The organism is Bacillus paralicheniformis (assembly GCF_001042485.2).
In the GTDB taxonomy this organism is placed as follows: domain Bacteria; phylum Bacillota; class Bacilli; order Bacillales; family Bacillaceae; genus Bacillus; species Bacillus paralicheniformis.
In genome coordinates this window covers 53,862-71,923 of sequence record NZ_LBMN02000011.1, presented here as the reverse complement: position 1 = coordinate 71,923, position 18,062 = coordinate 53,862, and the positions used below count along the sequence as shown (strand labels likewise).

The following is an 18,062-nucleotide window of genomic DNA, read 5'->3' as shown; positions in this document are numbered from 1 at the left end:
ATAGTCGAATGCCCAACTTCAAGGAATTTTCCCTAAATGTTTTGGTCTAAAAGCGAAGGCGGCGGCATACCGATCTGATATCGGCTTGTCCATACGCTTTAGACTTCTGTTGTCAAACAAACGAATTCATTTTATAGTGGAATTTGTCGAGATTGGGGGAAGTTCGAAGTGAAATTTTCAAACATGCGGGTGCCAGCAGGCATCGTTGTTCTTTTCACGGCAGCATTTGTACTATCAGGCTGTCTCTGGAAAGATCCTGTCGAGTCTTTTCACGGCTCGCTGGAGAAGATCGTGGAATTGGAAGAGCCTTTTAAACAAGAGCAGGGTTCCCTTAAAAGTCTGGAAAAGGCCGAATCTAAGCTTTACGAGGAAATGATCAGGCTCAATATGGATGATTTTGACCGAATCGCTGCGCTCTCCGACAAAGCGCTCAAGAAAGCCGGAAACCGCGAGAAGCACTTGAATTCTGAGAAAGAAAGCATAGACGAAGCAAAGCAGGAGTTTGAAGCGAATAAAGCGTCGGCGGAAAAAATCGAAGATCAGAAGGTCAGGAAAAAAGCTGAGAACGCTGCTTCTTTTATGGAAAAGCGCTACAAAGCCTACGACTCGCTTTATGACGCCTATCAGAACGCAATCGGCCTTGACAAAGAGCTGTACAAGCTGCTCAAAAACAAAGGTCTTAAACTGGATGACCTTGAGGCACAGCTGAAAAAAATCAATCAATCGTATGACAAAGTGCTGAAAGAAAGCAAACATTTCAATGAGTATACAAAGGATTACAACAAAGCCAGAAAGGATTTTTACAAGGCTGCGGGATTTGAGATGAAAGAGGGCTGAATATTCAGCCCTCTTTTTTCGACAAAATCTGTATTGCTATTGTAATACAGAATGCTGTCTATACTAGAACAGTTTGAAACAGTCTGAACAGCGCTGAAACAGAAATTCAGTAAAGCGAATACATTTATTGAATTTCAGGAATGAAATCGATTGACGAGCATGATCGACTGGTGTAAACTTAGCCTTGGTGGAACTTGTTGTATTAGTTTGTCATAAACTATAAATGATACAGTTTTAGAACGCGTTGTGCTGTCCTTACATAAAAGTTTCGACAACCATCAAAGCGGCTAATAAGAAATAAATATGAGTTGCGCCCGTCAATTTAGGACACCCTAATTCTGTATGTATAAGGGATACACGTCTATGACTGTCAAAAGAAAGGAAGAGGTGACTTTATATGGCTGCAAAAACGAAAAAAGCAATCGTTGATAGCAAAAAGCAATTCGATGCCATTAAAAAGCAGTTCGAAACGTTTCAAATTTTGAATGAAGAAGGCGAAGTCGTTAATGAAGCGGCAATGCCTGATCTATCTGATGATCAATTAAAAGAATTAATGCGCCGCATGGTGTATACACGCATTTTGGATCAGCGTTCTATTTCTTTGAACAGACAAGGCCGCCTTGGCTTCTACGCGCCGACTGCCGGTCAGGAAGCGTCTCAAATTGCTACGCATTTCGCGCTTGAAAAAGAAGACTTTGTTCTTCCGGGCTACCGTGATGTTCCGCAGCTGATCTGGCACGGACTTCCGCTTTATCAAGCATTCTTGTTCTCTCGTGGACATTTCCGCGGCAACCAAATGCCGGATGATGTCAATGCGCTGTCGCCGCAAATTATTATCGGTGCGCAATACATCCAGACGGCTGGTGTTGCACTCGGCTTGAAAAAACGCGGCAAACAGGCTGTGGCGATCACTTATACTGGAGACGGCGGTGCTTCCCAAGGTGACTTCTACGAAGGCATCAACTTTGCCGGTGCGTATAAAGCTCCAGCTATTTTCGTTGTTCAAAACAACCGCTATGCGATTTCTACACCTGTTGAGAAGCAATCAGCAGCTCAAACAATCGCACAAAAAGCTGCGGCTGCAGGTATCGTCGGCGTTCAAGTAGACGGCATGGATGCCCTTGCTGTATACGCTGCGACACGCGAAGCACGCGAGCGCGCTGTAAACGGCGAAGGCCCTACCCTGATCGAAACGCTTTGCTTCCGTTACGGTCCTCATACTATGGCCGGTGACGACCCGACGAAATACCGTACGAAAGAAATCGAGAATGAGTGGGAGCAGAAAGATCCGCTTGTCCGTTTCCGCAAATTCTTGGAAAACAAAGGCCTTTGGTCTGAAGAAGAAGAAAGCAAGGTAATTGAAGAAGCGAAAGAAGAAATCAAGCAGGCGATCAAAAAAGCTGACGAAGAGCCGAAGCAAAAAGTGACCGACCTGATCGACATCATGTATGAAGAGCTTCCTTACAACCTTGCAGAACAAAAGGAAATTTATAAAGAGAAGGAGTCGAAGTAAGCCATGGCGCAAATGACAATGATTCAAGCAATCACTGATGCGTTACGCACAGAACTGAAAAATGACGAAAATGTCTTAGTTTTCGGAGAAGACGTCGGTGTTAACGGCGGCGTGTTCCGTGCGACTGAAGGATTGCAAAAAGAGTTTGGTGAGGATCGCGTATTTGACACTCCTCTTGCTGAATCTGGTATCGGCGGCCTTGCACTCGGCTTAGGCTTACAAGGCTTCCGTCCTGTAATGGAAATTCAATTTTTCGGCTTTGTGTACGAAGTGATGGACTCAGTTTCCGGACAAATGGCACGGATGCGCTACCGTTCCGGCGGCCGCTGGACTTCACCAGTGACAATCCGCTCTCCGTTCGGCGGCGGTGTTCATACGCCTGAACTTCACGCGGACAGCTTGGAAGGACTCGTTGCACAGCAGCCTGGACTTAAAGTCGTCATTCCTTCAACTCCGTACGATGCTAAAGGACTTTTAATCTCCGCGATCCGCGATAACGATCCGGTTGTCTTCCTTGAGCATATGAAACTTTATCGTTCATTCCGTCAGGAAGTTCCTGAAGAGGAATACACAATTGAAATCGGCAAAGCCGATGTGAAACGCGAAGGAACAGACCTTTCCATCATCACATACGGAGCGATGGTTCACGAGTCATTAAAAGCTGCGGAAGAGCTTGAAAAAGAAGGCGTATCTGCTGAGGTTGTCGACCTTCGCACAGTCAGCCCGCTTGACATCGACACGATCATCGCATCTGTGGAAAAAACAGGCCGCGCGATCGTCGTTCAAGAGGCGCAAAAACAGGCTGGAGTGGCTGCAAACGTTGTTGCCGAAATCAACGACCGCGCGATTTTGAGCCTCGAAGCTCCGGTGCTTCGCGTCACTGCTCCTGATACGGTATTCGCATTCTCTCAAGCTGAAAGCGTATGGCTTCCAAACCATAAAGACGTGCTTGAAACTGCGAAAAAAGTATTGGAATTCTAATAAGATCTGAACAATAAGGGAAAAGCTGATACCAGCCTTTTTCCCTTCATGCATTTCCACAGTCAGTCGGAGAAACTGTAGCCGTCTACTGACAGTCAGCCTAAATAAGCAGGCTGACCATTATATCAACTACGTAATAATCTTAGGAGGTCGAAAACTGTGGCATTTGAATTTAAACTTCCGGATATCGGGGAAGGAATCCACGAAGGCGAAATCGTAAAATGGTTCGTCAAGCCAAACGACGAGGTAAACGAAGATGACGTTTTGGCAGAGGTCCAAAACGATAAAGCAGTTGTAGAAATTCCTTCACCTGTTAAAGGAAAAGTATTAGAATTAAAAGTTGAAGAGGGAACAGTCGCAACCGTTGGGCAGACAATCATCACATTTGATGCACCAGGTTACGAAGATCTTCAATTCAAAGGCGACGAATCAGGCGAAGCGAAAGCGGAAGAAGCTGACAAACAAGAAACTGATGCACCAGCAGAAGCAGCGGAAGCAAACGAGCAAGCGGATGCAGATCCGAATAAGCGCGTCATTGCAATGCCATCTGTACGCAAGTATGCCCGTGAAAAAGGCGTTGATATCGTGAATGTTTCAGGTTCGGGCAAAAATGGCCGCGTTCTGAAAGAAGATATCGACAGCTTCTTAAACGCAGGAACTGCCGGAAACGCTCAGGCTGCTCAAGCTGAAGAAAAAGCAGAGCCTGCTGCACAAAAACCTGCAGCGGCGGTTCAAGTGCCTGAAGGCGAATTCCCTGAAACACGCGAGAAAATGAGCGGAATCCGCAAAGCCATCGCAAAAGCTATGGTCAACTCAAAACATACCGCTCCACACGTTACACTAATGGACGAAGTCGATGTGACAAATCTTGTCGCTCACCGCAAGCAGTTTAAACAAGTTGCGGCTGATCAAGGAATTAAGCTGACTTACCTGCCTTACGTGGTAAAAGCTTTAACATCAGCTCTGAAAAAATATCCAGTCCTGAATACATCAATTGACGACAATACAGATGAAGTGATTCAGAAGCACTACTACAACATCGGTATTGCGGCAGACACTGACAAAGGCCTGCTTGTGCCGGTCGTTAAAAATGCGGACCGCAAAGCTGTTTTTGAGATTTCAAATGAAATCAACGAACTTGCGACAAAAGCACGCGACGGCAAACTTGCTCCTGCTGAAATGAAAGGCGCTTCTTGCACAATTACGAATATCGGCTCTGCCGGCGGGCAATGGTTCACACCGGTTATCAACCATCCGGAAGTTGCGATCCTTGGAATCGGCCGCATTGCTGAGAAAGCTGTCGTTCGTGACGGCGAAATCGTCGCTGCACCTGTTCTGGCTCTTTCTCTAAGCTTCGACCACCGTATGATCGACGGCGCAACTGCACAAAACGCATTAAATCACATCAAGCGTTTGCTGAACGATCCACAATTAATTTTAATGGAGGCGTAATGTAATGGTAGTAGGAGATTTCCCTATTGAAACAGATACTCTTGTCATTGGTGCGGGACCTGGCGGCTATGTAGCTGCCATCCGCGCTGCTCAGCTTGGACAAAAAGTAACAATCGTTGAAAAAGGCAATCTTGGAGGCGTATGTCTGAATGTCGGATGTATCCCTTCAAAAGCGCTGATCAATGCAGGCCACCGCTATGAGAATGCAAAGCATTCTGAAGAGATGGGGATCACTGCTGAAAACGTAAAAGTTGACTTTACAAAAGTTCAAGAATGGAAAGCCTCTGTCGTTAATAAGCTTACCGGCGGTGTGGAAGGCCTTCTGAAAGGCAACAAAGTCGACATCGTAAAAGGCGAAGCGTACTTTGTAGACAGCAATTCTGTACGCGTGATGGATGAGAATTCAGCTCAGACATACACGTTCAAAAATGCGATCATTGCAACGGGTTCTCGCCCTATCGAATTGCCAAACTTCAAATATAGCGACCGCGTACTGAATTCAACAGGCGCGCTTGCACTGAAAGAAATTCCTAAGAAGCTCGTTGTCATCGGCGGCGGCTACATCGGAACTGAGCTCGGTACTGCATATGCAAACTTCGGCACTGAAGTTGTCATTCTTGAAGGCGGAGAAGAAATCCTTCCAGGCTTTGAGAAGCAAATGAGCTCTCTTGTTAAACGCAACCTGAAGAAAAAAGGCAACGTTGAAATCCATACAAAAGCTATGGCTAAAGGCGTAGAAGAAAAAGCTGACGGCGTAACCGTTACGTTCGAAGTGAAAGGCGAAGAGCAAACGATCGATGCGGACTACGTACTTGTCACTGTCGGCCGCGTTGCAAACACGGACGAGCTTGGACTTGAACAAGTAGGCGTTGAAATGACGGACCGCGGCATCATCAAAACGGACAAACAATGCCGTACAAACATTCCGAACATCTATGCGATCGGTGACATCATCGAAGGTCCTCCGCTTGCACATAAAGCTTCTTATGAAGGTAAAATCGCTGCTGAAGCGATTGCCGGAGAAGCAGCGGAAATCGACTATCTCGGAATTCCTGCGGTCGTCTTCTCTGAGCCTGAACTTGCATCTGTAGGTTACACTGAAGCACAGGCTAAAGAAGAAGGTCTTGCAGTGACTGCAGCCAAATTCCCGTTTGCTGCAAACGGACGTGCGCTGTCATTAAACGAAACTGACGGTTTCCTTAAACTTGTAACACGCAAAGAAGACGGTTTAGTCATCGGTGCACAAATTGCCGGAGCAAGCGCTTCTGACATGATTTCTGAGCTGAGCTTGGCAATCGAAGCAGGCATGACTGCTGAAGATATCGCCATGACAATCCATGCTCACCCTACATTGGGAGAAATCACAATGGAAGCTGCAGAAGTTGCCATTGGCATGCCGATTCACGTTGTAAAATAATTAAATAAAAAAACCCCCTATCAGGGGGTTTTTTTATGTATTTTAGCAATCGCTCAAGATAGAAAATCCCCTAGCACATACACAGGGGATTTTTAATGCTTCAATTCTTTTTGAAGAAGCTTTACAATTTTATCTTTATCTTTTATTTTTCCTTCAATTTTAACCAGTACTTTTTTATCATGAACAAGCAGCAAGCTTGGAAAGATTTTAACCTCTTTTTTCCACTGGCCTTTTTCATGTGAAATTTCCATATTTGAAACCTGTTCGGGAAATTCTTTTTTTAAATCCAAAAGCGCATCATAGTAAGCCACTTCCTGCCCCATATGCTCGTCATCGGAAAAAAAGATGAGCTTGAGGTGGCGTTGGTTGGCGCTTTGCTGCTGCTCATGGTCAGGCATGATGTGAGATAAAGAACATCCACTCGTCAAAAAAAGGAAACAAATTGCGGCGGTGAATATCGCTCGAAACCACATGACGTCTCCTCACCTCTCTATATAATGCAAGCCGATTTTCCTGTTCGATTAGTAAACAATTCCTATTTTATCATGATAATTGAAATAATCTTTCGTTGTTACCCATTTGTTACACAATTGATAACTGCTGTTTTATTTATGAGACGTTGCAGATTGAACGGATTTAATGGGTACATAGTCGGAATCAGCAGGGAAGCGTTCTGCATAAGCTTTAAGCAGGAATACATATATAACATGAATGGCCTTTTTTTAAAAAAAAGAGCAAAAATGATTTAAATGTGTTATACAATTAACCGTTGACAATATTAATGTGACATAATATTATAAAGGTAACAAATTTAAACGCTTCCATTTTGAAAAGAAAAGGGGAATGAAAGATGGGCACGATCGTTTGTCAAGACTGCAATGAAACCATTCAGCATTTTGAAGATGAGAAAGTGACGATTCTTTACGGAACGTGCGGACAGTGCAACTGCCATCTTAGAGAGGAAGAATAGAAAAAAGCATGCGGCCATTTACAGTGCCGCATGCTTTTCTGTTTTTTACAGGATTGCTTGCTGTTCTTTAATGACGCGGATCATATGGAGGGTGTCATCTTCCGGTCCCTGAACAGGCAGCCCTGCTTCGAGGTTCTTTTCGATGTAGTTGATATTATCCTCGGTAATGATCTCGCCTGGAATGAAGATCGGTATCCCTGGCGGATAAACCATCACAAATTCGGCAATGATTCTGCCGGCGGCTTTTTTAAACGGAATAATTTCCGTATTTGCATAAAAAGCGTCACGCGGTGTCATTGCAAGCGCTGGAATGTTTGGCAGAAGCACTTCAGGCTTGCGTCTGTTTTCCGCAGCAGAGGCGGCCTGCTGAGCGATGTCGGCTAAGCCTTTGATCAGCGCATCCGCATCCTCTTTCCGGTCTCCCGGTGTAAAAATGCACAGGATGTTGTATAAGTCAGAAAGCTCCACTTCGATTTGACATGACTCGCGCAGCCATTTTTCCACATCATGCCCGGTCAGCCCGAGGTCTTTCACAGATATGATCAATTTGGTCGGATCATAGTTAAAAGCCGCTTTGGAGCCGAGGATTTCCCTCCCGACGCATGAAATACCGTTGATTTCATTGATGCGATCCCTTGTTTCATCAGCGAGCTTAATCGTTTGTTCGATCAGTTCGTGTCCCTCTGTGGCTAAGCGTTTTCTTGCGACATCAAGTGAAGCGAGCAATAAATAGGAGGTCGATGTCGTCGTCAGCATGCTTAAAATCGATTGAACTCTTTCTTTTGAAACAAGACCTTCTTTCATATTGAGAATCGAGCTCTGTGTAAGGGATCCTCCGAGCTTATGAACGCTCGTCGCCGCCATATCCGCTCCGGCCTGCATGGCAGAAAGAGGCAGATCTTCGTGGAAATGGATGTGAACGCCGTGTGCTTCGTCAACAAGCACAGGGATATGAAATGAATGAGCCAGCTCCACGATGCTTCTTAAGTCTGCAGCTATGCCGAAATAAGTCGGGTTGATGACAAGAAGCCCCTTTGCGTCAGGATGCTCAAGCAGCGCTTTTTTCGCTGATTCAGGGGTGATTCCGTGTGAAATTCCCAACTCATCGTCAATTTCCGGATGGATGAAGATCGGTACTGCGCCTGAGAAGACGATCGCTGACATGACCGATTTATGAACATTTCTCGGCACGATGATTTTGTCTCCGGGTCCGCATACGGCCATGACCATCGTCATGATAGCGCCGCTCGTTCCCTGAACGGAAAAAAACGTGTAGTCGGCTCCGAATGCTTCAGCCGCCAGATCCTGCGCCTGTTTGATAATTCCTTTCGGTGCGTGCAGATCGTCGAGAGGCTCGATATTGATTAAATCTATGCTTAATGCGTTTTCTCCGATAAACGCCCTGAATTCAGGGTCCATCCCGGAGCCTTTTTTGTGCCCGGGTATATGGAACTGGATCGGGTTTTTGCCGGCGTGTTTTTTTAATCCGGTATATAGGGGTGTTTCGTGCTGCAACAATTGTTTTCCCACCTTCATGATAAACCTGCTATTTCCTTAAAGACTATTCTTTATCAAAAATCGTTGAGTTATTTTGCGTTTTTGCTTGATGGCATAAAACAAATGAATTATATTATGTTCTTGAAAGAATGTAAAGAACATTTTATCATCTTTAAGGCTTCTCTGTCCCTTTGGATAGTCGCAAAAAAGAAAACCAATACTAAAGCCAAACAAGCCGTCAGGCCGAACTGCACAAGGAGATGAACCAAATGGAAGAAGGATACCAATATCCGATGAATGAAGACTGGAGCACAGAGGAAGCGATAGACGTCATATCGTTTTTTCAGACGGTTGAGCTCGCTTATGAAAAAGGCGTAGAGCGCGATGTACTAATGAGTGCTTACCGCCGCTTTAAAGAAATCGTTCCGGGAAAAGCCGAGGAAAAAAAGCTCTGCAGTCAGTTTGAAGAAGCGAGCGATTACTCTCCGTATCAGGCAGTCAAAAAAGCAAAGGAACAAACGGAAAATACGAAAATTAAAATGTAATGAGAAAATCCAAAACAAAAAGGGATGGGCACAACAGGCCATCCCTTTTTGTTTAAACCGATACTTTCTGCGTCAGGCGGTAAAGGAAGGCGAGCTTTTCAAAAGCCGCTTCGATTTCGGATAGAAACGCCTCTTCACTCATTTGCAGGACTTCGTCTTTTGCAAGCTGAATACCGCAAAGCGCTTCTGCTTTCTTCACGTTGACGAGCCGTTCAAACAGGTTCTCCAGCTCTTTATCGTCCATCTCAGACTGTCTTATGACGCCCGGTTTCGTATGATCGGCCGACCAGACAAAACGGCTTGGAATGTTGCTTTCAATGTCCGGCAGATGCTTTTTAAACAGCTGGCCGTATTCCTGCTTGAGAGGAGACTCATAGATCAATGCAAACCATACGAACACGTGGGTTTCCCATAAACCAATTTGGAAATGAGGCAGCTTTTTATAGCCGCGCTTATTGTTTGCAAAAGCAACCCAGCTGTCGTCCGGCGGATTGACCGAGCGGCGCGCGTGCTTTGCGACGTGGACAAACATTTCATCTCCTGTCAATGCGGACAGTACAGGCGCAAAATGATCGCCGAGCCCTTCAAGTTTCGGGCGCACGGTTTCTTTCAGAACGCTCATCCGCGCATCTAAACCTTCTATTGTAAATGTACGAAAATCCTCTTCAGTAAAACGCAGACTGCTCATTGTGTTCCTCCTTGTCCAATCAGTAAAGATATTGTATCACAGTCGGCTTTTCAAACAAAAAATTACGTTTCGCTTCGCGGATTTTGGGGAATCGTTAGGTAAACACACAATTTTTAGAATAACGTTGCGAATGTTTGAGCACTTCATACGATATGAATAAGAAATTAATATAAATCACGCTTAGGACTAAAACCAGAAGGATTCTCTTTGACATCAATTTTCTCTGGAGGGGGCGTAGGGCACATGAAACCAATTGTGAAACAAGGATTGAAAGAGGAAAAAGACAATCGGGCCGCTGTTTGGAGGCTTGAGGTCGATTATGAACTTGCAACGCTTTTTGAAGCCATGGAAAAAAAGGATGAAACCCAAATCGAGTTGAGCAAGCGCAAACTGGAACGACTCAGAAAAGAATGGATTAGATTATATGGTTGAAACCATAATAAAAACGAACCGTTTGAGAGGTTCGTTTTTATCTGGGCCGCCTGATCATTTGTCATTTTTCTTGATTTTTCCCGGCTAATATCAGTATGCTATGAATAAATCAACAGGTATACATAGAAAAGAGGTAGTGTGATGACAAACTGGAAGGAAATCGACCGCCTGGCGAAAAGCTGGGTGAAAGAAGCTGGTCAGAGAATTCAGCAGTCAATGAAAGAAAAGATGACAATCGAAACGAAATCGAATCCAAATGACCTTGTCACAAACATTGACAAGGAAACAGAGCGTTTTTTCATTGAAAAAATCCAATCGGTTTTTCCGGATCATCATATTCTTGGCGAAGAAGGCCAGGGGGACAAGCTTACATCTTTGGATGGCATCGTTTGGATCATCGATCCGATCGATGGCACGATGAACTTTATTCATCAAAAACGCAATTTTGCGATTTCAATCGGCATTTTTGAAAACGGAAAAGGCAAAATCGGTTTGATTTATGATGTGACTCACGACGAGCTTTATCATGCTTTTCAAGGCGAAGGTGCTTACATGAATGATACAAAGCTCGGCAAGATGAAAGAAGTGCCGCTTGAAGAATCGATTCTGGCCATCAATGCGACATGGATCACCGAGAACAGACGGATCGATCCAAGCGTATTATCTCCGCTTGTCAAGCGCGTCAGAGGGACCCGGTCATACGGTTCAGCGGCTTTGGAACTTGCTTATGTTGCAGCCGGCAGAATGGATGTGTATGTGACGATGAGACTCGCTCCTTGGGATTACGCCGCCGGCTGCATCCTGCTTGATGAAGTCGGCGGAACATATACGACAATTGACGGGAAGCCGCTCAATTTTCTTGAAAACCACAGCATCGTAGCCGGCAATCCGGCAGCTCACCGGGCGATTTTCAACGAATATTTGCCGCATGAATAGCAGGTCTTTCTCTTCTTCCGATTTCGCCTTTTTTGAGGAGCTGGCCGAAGCAAGCCCCGGGTGGGCGAAGGAAGAGCTTGACGGAAACAGCCTGGAACGCTATATGAGTGCTTATGCGATGTATAACGGTGAATGGCTCGTGTGGGAAGACAGGGGCCTGCCGGCGGCTCTGAGCTTTCATCTCGAATGGGCGCCTTCTAACGGCAAGCCTTGGCTCGGAACGCTTCTTGTCCATCCCGATTTCCGCCAAAAAGGCCGGGCAAAAGAAGTGATTGAAACGATCGGCAAACGTTTGAAAGAAAAGGGACATAAAGCGTTGTTTGCGGCGGTGCCATATGAAAAGGACGCGTGGCTGAACATGCTCGCCTGTTCGGGATTTGAACAGCTGAAAACGGAAAAAGATAAAGAGGGAAAACGATATTTGATTATGGTGTTGCCCCTTGCTTGATGCTTCAATGAGACTTGTTTGACAACAGGTCTCATTTTTTTATGATTTTTTGAAACATAATGCTACTTCGTTTGTCTATGATGATGAGGCCTTAATTTGATGTAAAGGAATTGTGGTGGAAATTGATTGAACTATTCAGTGATTATGTGCTCCATTTTGAACGTTATTTTATTTTAAGCAGGCAGAGCATGCTTGTCATTCAGTGGTGTTTGACAGGCCTTGCCCTTCTGTATGTCGTGTCATTTCATCCGAAAGTGAGCAGGCGGCGCCTCTTTTTTTACGCAGGCATCGCGCTCAGGCTGATTTTGGTAGGCGCCCTTTCGTTTGAATTGGCTCACCAAATGAAAGCCGCTGAGTTTTCAAACCTGTACATAGAAGAACAAGATGCGCTCCTGCCTTTTATGCAGTTTTTGCTGTTCGGCTATATTTTGCTTGTCTCATTTCATTATATGATGACACTCGCAGAAAAAGGGGGCAAGGGGCTGTTTTTTGCATTTGACATTGCGGTGATGACGATGCCGTTTTTCCAATCGCTGTTCGGCTCTGCTGTCTATTTAAAGGAAAACGGGGCTGATCTCGAACAATTGCTGCTTGTATTGGTGCTGCTCATCGGGGTTCCGGGGCTGATGATCTGCTTGTTTTTTCAGCTTTATTGGAAAAGAAACCGTTACGTTCTCCTTTTGATTTTTTACATTGTGACGATCGGCGGTTTCTTCATCAAAAAGCTCGGCTACGAATTTTTTCCGCTGAACGTATTTCTGACCATGCTCGGTTTTCTTATGACATATCACTTGCTGAATGGCTCGAGAAAGCCTTTTTTGATGGTGAAGCGTGTTTTAGCCGCGGGCACCGCCGTATTTTTCACACTACTTCTTAACCCTTTTTACAATTTGGCAGATGCCGCTTTTACAATCTCACACCCTGAGGTTTCAGACGTGGTTGATGCCAATTTTCAACCTGTTTCGGTTAAAGAAGCGAAGCAGACTGTCAGCTCGTTTTTTCCGACGGACAGCTTGATCTATTTGTCAGCCACCAACCAGGATTTTCACAACGTTTATCATTTTAAAACGAAGGATTACGAGGCGTACGTTGACGGCTGGACGGGGGTGATCACCAATTATTACAATCAAAAAGAGCCTAGCGGGAATATCCTGTCCGATCAGGCGTATATCAAGCGGTCGAAGCAATTTCTGCGGGAACACGGCCGCGAACTTGACAAACAAATCAAGGCAAAAGTAAGCCGTGATGACGACGAAGCTACTGTTGAATTTTACCGTGAAGGCCAGGATCCTGAATTAAGCACAATGGGGTTTACTTGGAGGAAGGAAACACTGATAGGTTTTTCCGAGGACACGTCTGTTTACAACTTAGAAAGCGTGAAACAAGCCCGCGTTTCTGGTCAGGATATCGAGCGGGGTGTTGAAGCGGTCTATCGTAAGCTGGGTATACCCGTCTCAGCTTATCAGCTGACAGATATTGATTTATTATTTCCATCCAGCCTCAACTCGGCATCCATAAACGTGAAGACAAGCGACGGAACGGAGATGGCGTTCCATCCTGTAACAGGTGCATTAACGGCTATTACGTTCACATCTGAAAGCGCCTTGCCTTATCGCGGACAAGAGCTCGAAAAACGCTTGCTTTCATTATTTGATCAAGACCTTTCTCAGCTGAAAAGGGTGGAGTTAGAAAAGGATCTGATAGAATTTCAGAAAAAAGAAAGCGATGCTGTATTAAATACGAGCTGGACCATGACGAAGCATGAAGAGGGAGCTTATCTGACGGTGAGAAAATATTTTCGCAAAGCGGATGAAAAGCCCCCCTACACATATGCAGACGGGGAAAAGGCTTTTCGGAAAGTGTCTGAACACTATCAAAAAGGGTTGGTTTATTATAAACGGACGAAGCTTGTGATTGTTTCAGACGGGGATCAAAAGAGCCGGTATGCGTGGCTTGTCATCATCCAGCCGTTCGGCTCAAACGAACATGATGCATACTTGGTTGATGCCTTAACAAATGAGGTGAAACAATTTGATGACAAGTGAAGAAAAAAAAGCGGTGTTTCTTGATTTGTATGAGCTCTATCAAGAAGGTGAACTGGAAGAGGAAACCGTGATCTGGATGAAAGAGCATGAGCAGCTTTTTCAAGGCCAGGCTGAAGAGGCAGCAGTCGAGAATAGAACGCTTCCCGGCATACAAAAGGCAGATGATCGTCAGCAGCTCCGTCATATCATGGTTTTTGTTTACTCGTTGTATGGTGCTTTCCTGCTCCTTTCGATTTGGATGACGGTGTGGTTTTTTTTCTAAATGGCTTCCAATAAAAAACAGACGATTGAAGAACTGTACAGGGAATATTATCATGACATTATGTACTATTTGTACAGGCGAACCCATCAGCTTGAGACGGCGAAAGACCTGGCACAGGATACGTTTCTGAAAGCTTTTGCGGGCCTGGAGTCTTTCAGAGGCCATTCCTCGATCAAAACATGGCTGTATACGATCGCGCATCATACGTTTATCAACTGGTACAGAAAAGATAAAAAAATCCGGTTTTCCGATGTGACGGCCTGCGGCGACATGGAACAGCACACGTTTGAAATGCCTGAGCGCCATTTGGCAAACGCCATAAGGCAGGAGGAGCTGAAACATCACATTGACCGGCTGAAAGAACATTACCAGACCGTACTTATTTTAGGAGAGTTTCAGGAGCTTTCCTATGAGGAAATAGCGGAAGTGCTCGATTGGAAACTGTCAAAGGTAAAAACCAATCTTCACCGGGCCCGCCTTGAGCTGAAAAAAAGCTTGGAAGGCAGGGAGGTTTAACAATATGAAATGTCATCTTGTGAGAGATTTACTGCCTCTATACATAGAAGGCGATTGCAGCCGCAAAACGGAACATTTGGTTATGGCGCACATCAAAACGTGTGCAGATTGCCGGGAAATGTATGACATGATGAGGGAACCTGTCAATTTTCATGATGACGACAGATTGCCAACGGAAGCAGGAGAAGCGGAAGAACAAAAATTCAGGAAAGCATACTATCAAAGGCTGATTCTCAAAGGGGCAGCGCTTTTTGGCGGAGGCTACTTGCTGATGCTTTTGATTTATTTATTCTTTTTATAAGAACTGGCGGGCAACCTGCCGCCAGTTTTTTTGGAATTTAATAATCAAAAGCCCCTTCAGCCGGAAGGGGCTCTTTTTTATTCAAGCAGGCCTTTTTCGCGCATTCTTTTTTTGAGAGTAAAACCGCTCCCCATAATGACGATCAGAATTGCGACGGCAATTGCGACGCCGGCAGCGCTTTTTTCGGCGACTGCAACGCCGATCATCATGATGCTGATCACTGCAGCAAGTGCGAATAATAAGAATATCCATTTGATTTGTTTCACTGTTTTCCCATCCCCTTAGTATGAAGTCTACTCTTAGTTTACAGAAAATCGCGCTGAATAGAAAGGGTCAACCGAAGCTGGATATTTGAAAGAAATTGAAATAACTTCGTTCGTCAGTTATAATATGAAAGATTATCTAAATTTTTTAGGAGATGAAAATGTGAAACTTCGAGAAGATCTTCGCAATATCGCTATTATCGCCCACGTTGACCATGGAAAAACGACGCTTGTGGATCAGCTCCTCCATCAGGCTGGCACATTCCGTGCAAATGAAAACGTGGCGGAGCGCGCCATGGATTCCAATGACTTGGAAAGAGAGCGCGGCATTACGATTTTAGCGAAAAATACAGCGATTAACTATAAAGATACACGCATTAATATTTTGGATACTCCGGGACACGCAGATTTCGGCGGGGAAGTTGAGCGGATCATGAAAATGGTCGACGGCGTTCTGCTTGTTGTTGACGCTTATGAAGGCTGCATGCCGCAAACCCGCTTTGTGCTGAAAAAAGCACTTGAGCAAAACTTGACGCCAATCGTTGTTGTCAATAAGATCGACCGCGATTTTGCCCGGCCTGAAGAGGTCGTTGACGAAGTGCTCGATTTGTTTATCGAGCTTGATGCCAATGAAGAACAGCTTGAATTCCCGGTTGTTTACGCTTCTGCGATCAACGGCACCGCTTCAGCTGATCCGAAGCAGCAGGATGAAAATATGGAAGCTTTATTCGAAGCGATTGTCAACCATATTCCTTGTCCTGTCGATAACCATGAGGAGCCTTTGCAGTTCCAGGTCGCTCTGCTTGACTACAATGATTATGTCGGCCGTATCGGAATCGGACGCGTGTTCAGAGGAACGATGAAGGTCGGACAGCAAGTTGCTTTAATGAAGCTTGACGGTTCTATCAAGCCGTTCCGCGTAACGAAAATCTTCGGTTTCCAGGGCTTGAAAAGAGTCGAAATTGAAGAAGCGAAAGCCGGCGACCTTGTCGCGGTATCAGGAATGGAAGACATCAATGTCGGAGAGACCGTCTGCCCGATTGAGCATCAAGAGGCGCTTCCGGTTCTGCGCATTGACGAGCCGACGCTTCAAATGACGTTCGCGGTTAACAACAGTCCTTTTGCCGGTCGCGAAGGAAAATATGTCACGGCCAGGAAGATTGAAGAGCGCCTTGAACAGCAGCTTCAGACAGATGTCAGCCTTCGAGTCGATCCGACGCCATCTCCTGACGCCTGGGTCGTATCCGGTCGCGGTGAGCTGCATTTGTCGATTTTAATCGAAAACATGCGCCGTGAAGGCTTTGAACTGCAAGTATCGAAGCCGGAAGTCATCATTAAAGAAATCGACGGCGTTCGCTGTGAGCCTGTTGAACGTGTGCAAATCGATGTGCCTGAAGAGCATACCGGATCTGTAATGGAATCAATGGGCGCGCGCAAAGGTGAAATGATCGACATGATCAATAACGGAAACGGGCAGGTCCGCCTGATTTTCAACGTTCCTTCACGCGGATTAATCGGCTACTCAACCGAATTCCTTTCCCTTACACGCGGTTTCGGGATTTTAAACCATACGTTTGACAGCTATCAGCCTGTTGAGCCTGGGCAAGTCGGCGGACGCCGCCAAGGTGTGCTTGTTTCAATGGATACCGGGAAAGCTTCAGCTTACGGCATTCAAGGCGTTGAAGAACGCGGCGTGATTTTTGTCGAGCCGGGCACAGAAGTATATGAAGGCATGATCGTCGGCGAGCACAACCGTGAAAACGACCTTGTCGTCAACATCAATAAAATGAAGCAGCAGACAAACGTGCGCTCAGCGACGAAAGATCAGACGGTCAGCATGAAAAAACCGCGTATCATGTCGCTTGAAGAATCGCTTGAATACTTGAACGAGGATGAGTACTGCGAAGTCACGCCTGAATCCATCAGATTGAGAAAGAAAATTCTCGACAAAAACGAACGCGAAAAAGCAGCGAAAAAGAAAAAGCTGGCAGGATTGTCGTAACATTTGCAGAACCTAAAAAAAGAGCAACCCAACTAAGCAAAGGGGAGGGGAATCTTTTTGACTGATGTAAGTGAACGGCTGTCGTTTTTTGCCGCTCTTTATAAAGTGGACCAGAATCCTGAGGCGGGAATGTGGTGGCTTTATGCCACCATCTTCGTCCTGTCTGCGGTCGTCTTTAAACTGGGGTTCGCCAAACGGCTGCCGCTGTTGAAAACGGCGATCATTTACTTTTTTCTGGCGCTAGGCTGTACGTTTTTAACTTTTTTCGGCGTTTTTCTGCCGGTTGGAGAAGGGCTGATCGTAGCCGTTTTAATCCTTTCGATTTACAAAATCCGTCTGCACCGTTCGAAAAAAGAGCAGACGGGGGCGAATACGTAGAAAAGACATAGCCAAAGAAGGCTATGTCTTTTTTGTATCCGCCAGAAAATCCGCTGTTAATAAGTCCCGAAACAAAGCCCTGGCAAAAAGAATCTCATCTGCTGAATACCGGCTTAAAAATCGTTTAAACCTTTGTTCGATTTTTTCGTGCTCACGCTGGTGAAGGTGATGAATACTTCTCCCTTTATGGCTTAAGCGGAAGTAGATTTCTTTTTTATTGTCGCTGAGCTGTGTCTTGCTGACGAGGCCTTTTTCGGTCAGCTTTGCGGTGATCCTTGAGACCGTCGCTTTTGAAAATCCCATTTTCTCGGAAATCGAGGTGACGTTGATCGGTTCGTGGTCGCCAATGCAGCTGATCGTATGGATGTCAGACATGTTGAGTTTCAGTTCAGCTCCGAATTCGCGTTCCATCTTTTTCATTTCAGCGGAGATGCGCTCTTTCATGACGGTTTCTTGCTGCTCTTGCTGATGAATGAGCCTGATGTACAAATCGAATATTTCTTGTTTTGCGTGTGTTAAATGCTCCATGCAGAAAATCGGCTCCTTTAATCGATGTTTCTGCTTTGATTATATCATTTT

General features: G+C 45.4%; 21 protein-coding genes. 16 read left to right on the top strand and 5 right to left on the bottom strand.

What is annotated here, in order from left to right; genetic code table 11:
• Positions 1 to 168 precede the first annotated feature (168 nt).
• The 5 genes from ACH97_RS08595 to lpdA all read left to right on the top strand — a co-directional run bounded on the left by ACH97_RS08595 (position 169) and on the right by lpdA (position 6,200).
• A complete protein-coding gene (locus ACH97_RS08595) occupies positions 169 to 837 on the top strand; it encodes a YkyA family protein (RefSeq protein ID WP_020451243.1) in 669 nt (222 codons plus the stop codon).
• 397 nt (positions 838 to 1,234) lie between these two features.
• Positions 1,235 to 2,350, top strand: coding sequence for a pyruvate dehydrogenase (acetyl-transferring) E1 component subunit alpha (gene pdhA, locus ACH97_RS08590; RefSeq protein WP_020451244.1), 1,116 nt, complete (start codon positions 1,235 to 1,237; stop codon positions 2,348 to 2,350).
• Positions 2,351 to 2,353: 3 nt separating this feature from the next.
• Positions 2,354 to 3,331 (top strand): pyruvate dehydrogenase complex E1 component subunit beta, encoded by a 978-nt coding sequence (gene pdhB, locus ACH97_RS08585; protein ID WP_020451245.1) that lies wholly within the window; start codon positions 2,354 to 2,356, stop codon positions 3,329 to 3,331.
• A gap of 159 nt (positions 3,332 to 3,490) precedes the next feature.
• The gene (locus tag ACH97_RS08580) at positions 3,491 to 4,783 is read left to right on the top strand and encodes a dihydrolipoamide acetyltransferase family protein (RefSeq protein WP_020451246.1); all 1,293 of its coding nucleotides are present in this window, start codon (positions 3,491 to 3,493) and stop codon (positions 4,781 to 4,783) included.
• A gap of 4 nt (positions 4,784 to 4,787) precedes the next feature.
• Positions 4,788 to 6,200 (top strand): dihydrolipoyl dehydrogenase, encoded by a 1,413-nt coding sequence (lpdA, locus tag ACH97_RS08575; protein WP_020451247.1) that lies wholly within the window; start codon positions 4,788 to 4,790, stop codon positions 6,198 to 6,200.
• 92 nt (positions 6,201 to 6,292) lie between these two features.
• On the opposite strand, the gene ACH97_RS08570 is transcribed toward lpdA, so the two are convergent.
• Positions 6,293 to 6,673 carry a hypothetical protein gene (locus ACH97_RS08570; protein WP_020451248.1) on the bottom strand — a complete coding sequence of 127 codons (381 nt, stop codon included), beginning with the start codon at positions 6,671 to 6,673 and terminating at the stop codon, positions 6,293 to 6,295.
• Between the two features lie 377 nt (positions 6,674 to 7,050).
• Between ACH97_RS08570 and ACH97_RS22800 the strand changes: the two genes are divergently transcribed.
• Positions 7,051 to 7,170, top strand: coding sequence for a GapA-binding peptide SR1P (locus ACH97_RS22800; protein WP_020451249.1), 120 nt, complete (start codon positions 7,051 to 7,053; stop codon positions 7,168 to 7,170).
• Between the two features lie 45 nt (positions 7,171 to 7,215).
• Here the strand turns inward: ACH97_RS22800 and ACH97_RS08565 are convergent, their stop codons facing one another.
• Positions 7,216 to 8,688 (bottom strand): aminotransferase class I/II-fold pyridoxal phosphate-dependent enzyme, encoded by a 1,473-nt coding sequence (locus ACH97_RS08565; protein ID WP_095290397.1) that lies wholly within the window; start codon positions 8,686 to 8,688, stop codon positions 7,216 to 7,218.
• 248 nt (positions 8,689 to 8,936) lie between these two features.
• Here ACH97_RS08565 and ACH97_RS08555 point away from each other — a divergent pair, with 248 nt between their 5' ends.
• Positions 8,937 to 9,212: a UPF0223 family protein gene (locus ACH97_RS08555; protein ID WP_020451251.1), complete on the top strand. Its 276-nt coding sequence runs from the start codon at positions 8,937 to 8,939 to the stop codon at positions 9,210 to 9,212.
• Between the two features lie 52 nt (positions 9,213 to 9,264).
• On the opposite strand, the gene ACH97_RS08550 is transcribed toward ACH97_RS08555, so the two are convergent.
• A complete protein-coding gene (locus ACH97_RS08550) occupies positions 9,265 to 9,900 on the bottom strand; it encodes a YktB family protein (protein WP_050820754.1) in 636 nt (211 codons plus the stop codon).
• Positions 9,901 to 10,143: 243 nt separating this feature from the next.
• Between ACH97_RS08550 and ACH97_RS08545 the strand changes: the two genes are divergently transcribed.
• From ACH97_RS08545 to ACH97_RS08515, 7 genes are all read left to right on the top strand, one after another.
• The gene (locus ACH97_RS08545) at positions 10,144 to 10,332 is read left to right on the top strand and encodes a hypothetical protein (RefSeq protein ID WP_020451253.1); all 189 of its coding nucleotides are present in this window, start codon (positions 10,144 to 10,146) and stop codon (positions 10,330 to 10,332) included.
• 141 nt (positions 10,333 to 10,473) lie between these two features.
• Positions 10,474 to 11,268: an inositol monophosphatase family protein gene (locus ACH97_RS08540; protein WP_020451254.1), complete on the top strand. Its 795-nt coding sequence runs from the start codon at positions 10,474 to 10,476 to the stop codon at positions 11,266 to 11,268.
• On the top strand, positions 11,261 to 11,716 hold the full coding sequence (locus ACH97_RS08535) for a GNAT family N-acetyltransferase (RefSeq protein ID WP_048350112.1): 456 nt from the start codon (positions 11,261 to 11,263) through the stop codon (positions 11,714 to 11,716). The genes ACH97_RS08540 and ACH97_RS08535 overlap by 8 nt, the downstream gene beginning before the upstream one ends.
• A 122-nt stretch (positions 11,717 to 11,838) precedes the next feature.
• On the top strand, positions 11,839 to 13,761 hold the full coding sequence (locus ACH97_RS08530; protein WP_048350113.1) for a hypothetical protein: 1,923 nt from the start codon (positions 11,839 to 11,841) through the stop codon (positions 13,759 to 13,761).
• Positions 13,751 to 14,023, top strand: a complete 273-nt coding sequence (locus ACH97_RS08525; RefSeq protein WP_020451257.1) for a hypothetical protein — start codon at positions 13,751 to 13,753, stop codon at positions 14,021 to 14,023. Before ACH97_RS08530 ends, ACH97_RS08525 begins: the two co-directional genes overlap by 11 nt.
• A complete protein-coding gene (locus ACH97_RS08520; protein ID WP_048350114.1) occupies positions 14,024 to 14,539 on the top strand; it encodes a sigma-70 family RNA polymerase sigma factor in 516 nt (171 codons plus the stop codon).
• Between the two features lie 4 nt (positions 14,540 to 14,543).
• Complete coding sequence (locus tag ACH97_RS08515; RefSeq protein WP_020451259.1) at positions 14,544 to 14,840, top strand: anti-sigma factor family protein; 297 nt, start codon at positions 14,544 to 14,546, stop codon at positions 14,838 to 14,840.
• Between the two features lie 77 nt (positions 14,841 to 14,917).
• Here ACH97_RS08515 and ACH97_RS08510 read toward each other — a convergent pair whose 3' ends face one another.
• Positions 14,918 to 15,106 (bottom strand): YlaF family protein, encoded by a 189-nt coding sequence (locus tag ACH97_RS08510; protein ID WP_020451261.1) that lies wholly within the window; start codon positions 15,104 to 15,106, stop codon positions 14,918 to 14,920.
• Positions 15,107 to 15,266: 160 nt separating this feature from the next.
• On the opposite strand from ACH97_RS08510, the gene typA reads away from it, so the two are divergent.
• A complete protein-coding gene (gene typA / locus ACH97_RS08505) occupies positions 15,267 to 17,105 on the top strand; it encodes a translational GTPase TypA (RefSeq protein WP_020451262.1) in 1,839 nt (612 codons plus the stop codon).
• Between the two features lie 57 nt (positions 17,106 to 17,162).
• Entirely contained in the window at positions 17,163 to 17,483 is a 321-nt protein-coding gene (locus ACH97_RS08500; protein ID WP_003181448.1) for a YlaH-like family protein, read from the top strand.
• A gap of 21 nt (positions 17,484 to 17,504) precedes the next feature.
• Here the strand turns inward: ACH97_RS08500 and ACH97_RS08495 are convergent, their stop codons facing one another.
• Positions 17,505 to 18,011, bottom strand: a complete 507-nt coding sequence (locus ACH97_RS08495) for a MarR family transcriptional regulator (RefSeq protein WP_023857268.1) — start codon at positions 18,009 to 18,011, stop codon at positions 17,505 to 17,507.
• Positions 18,012 to 18,062: the final 51 nt, after the last annotated feature.

What these genes read in the sequence shown, in the direction of transcription:
- ACH97_RS08550 (WP_050820754.1), bottom strand. Translation starts at nt 9,900, where the DNA reads ATGAGCAGTCTGCGTTTTACTGAAGAGGATTTTCGTACATTTACAATA.
- ACH97_RS08535 (WP_048350112.1), top strand. Translation starts at nt 11,261, where the DNA reads ATGAATAGCAGGTCTTTCTCTTCTTCCGATTTCGCCTTTTTTGAGGAG.
- ACH97_RS08515 (WP_020451259.1), top strand. Translation starts at nt 14,544, where the DNA reads ATGAAATGTCATCTTGTGAGAGATTTACTGCCTCTATACATAGAAGGC.
- ACH97_RS08545 (WP_020451253.1), top strand. Translation starts at nt 10,144, where the DNA reads ATGAAACCAATTGTGAAACAAGGATTGAAAGAGGAAAAAGACAATCGG.
- ACH97_RS08555 (WP_020451251.1), top strand. Translation starts at nt 8,937, where the DNA reads ATGGAAGAAGGATACCAATATCCGATGAATGAAGACTGGAGCACAGAG.
- ACH97_RS08540 (WP_020451254.1), top strand. Translation starts at nt 10,474, where the DNA reads ATGACAAACTGGAAGGAAATCGACCGCCTGGCGAAAAGCTGGGTGAAA.
- ACH97_RS08570 (WP_020451248.1), bottom strand. Translation starts at nt 6,673, where the DNA reads ATGTGGTTTCGAGCGATATTCACCGCCGCAATTTGTTTCCTTTTTTTG.
- ACH97_RS08495 (WP_023857268.1), bottom strand. Translation starts at nt 18,011, where the DNA reads ATGGAGCATTTAACACACGCAAAACAAGAAATATTCGATTTGTACATC.
- ACH97_RS22800 (WP_020451249.1), top strand. Translation starts at nt 7,051, where the DNA reads ATGGGCACGATCGTTTGTCAAGACTGCAATGAAACCATTCAGCATTTT.
- pdhA (WP_020451244.1), top strand. Translation starts at nt 1,235, where the DNA reads ATGGCTGCAAAAACGAAAAAAGCAATCGTTGATAGCAAAAAGCAATTC.
- ACH97_RS08525 (WP_020451257.1), top strand. Translation starts at nt 13,751, where the DNA reads ATGACAAGTGAAGAAAAAAAAGCGGTGTTTCTTGATTTGTATGAGCTC.
- lpdA (WP_020451247.1), top strand. Translation starts at nt 4,788, where the DNA reads ATGGTAGTAGGAGATTTCCCTATTGAAACAGATACTCTTGTCATTGGT.
- pdhB (WP_020451245.1), top strand. Translation starts at nt 2,354, where the DNA reads ATGGCGCAAATGACAATGATTCAAGCAATCACTGATGCGTTACGCACA.
- ACH97_RS08520 (WP_048350114.1), top strand. Translation starts at nt 14,024, where the DNA reads ATGGCTTCCAATAAAAAACAGACGATTGAAGAACTGTACAGGGAATAT.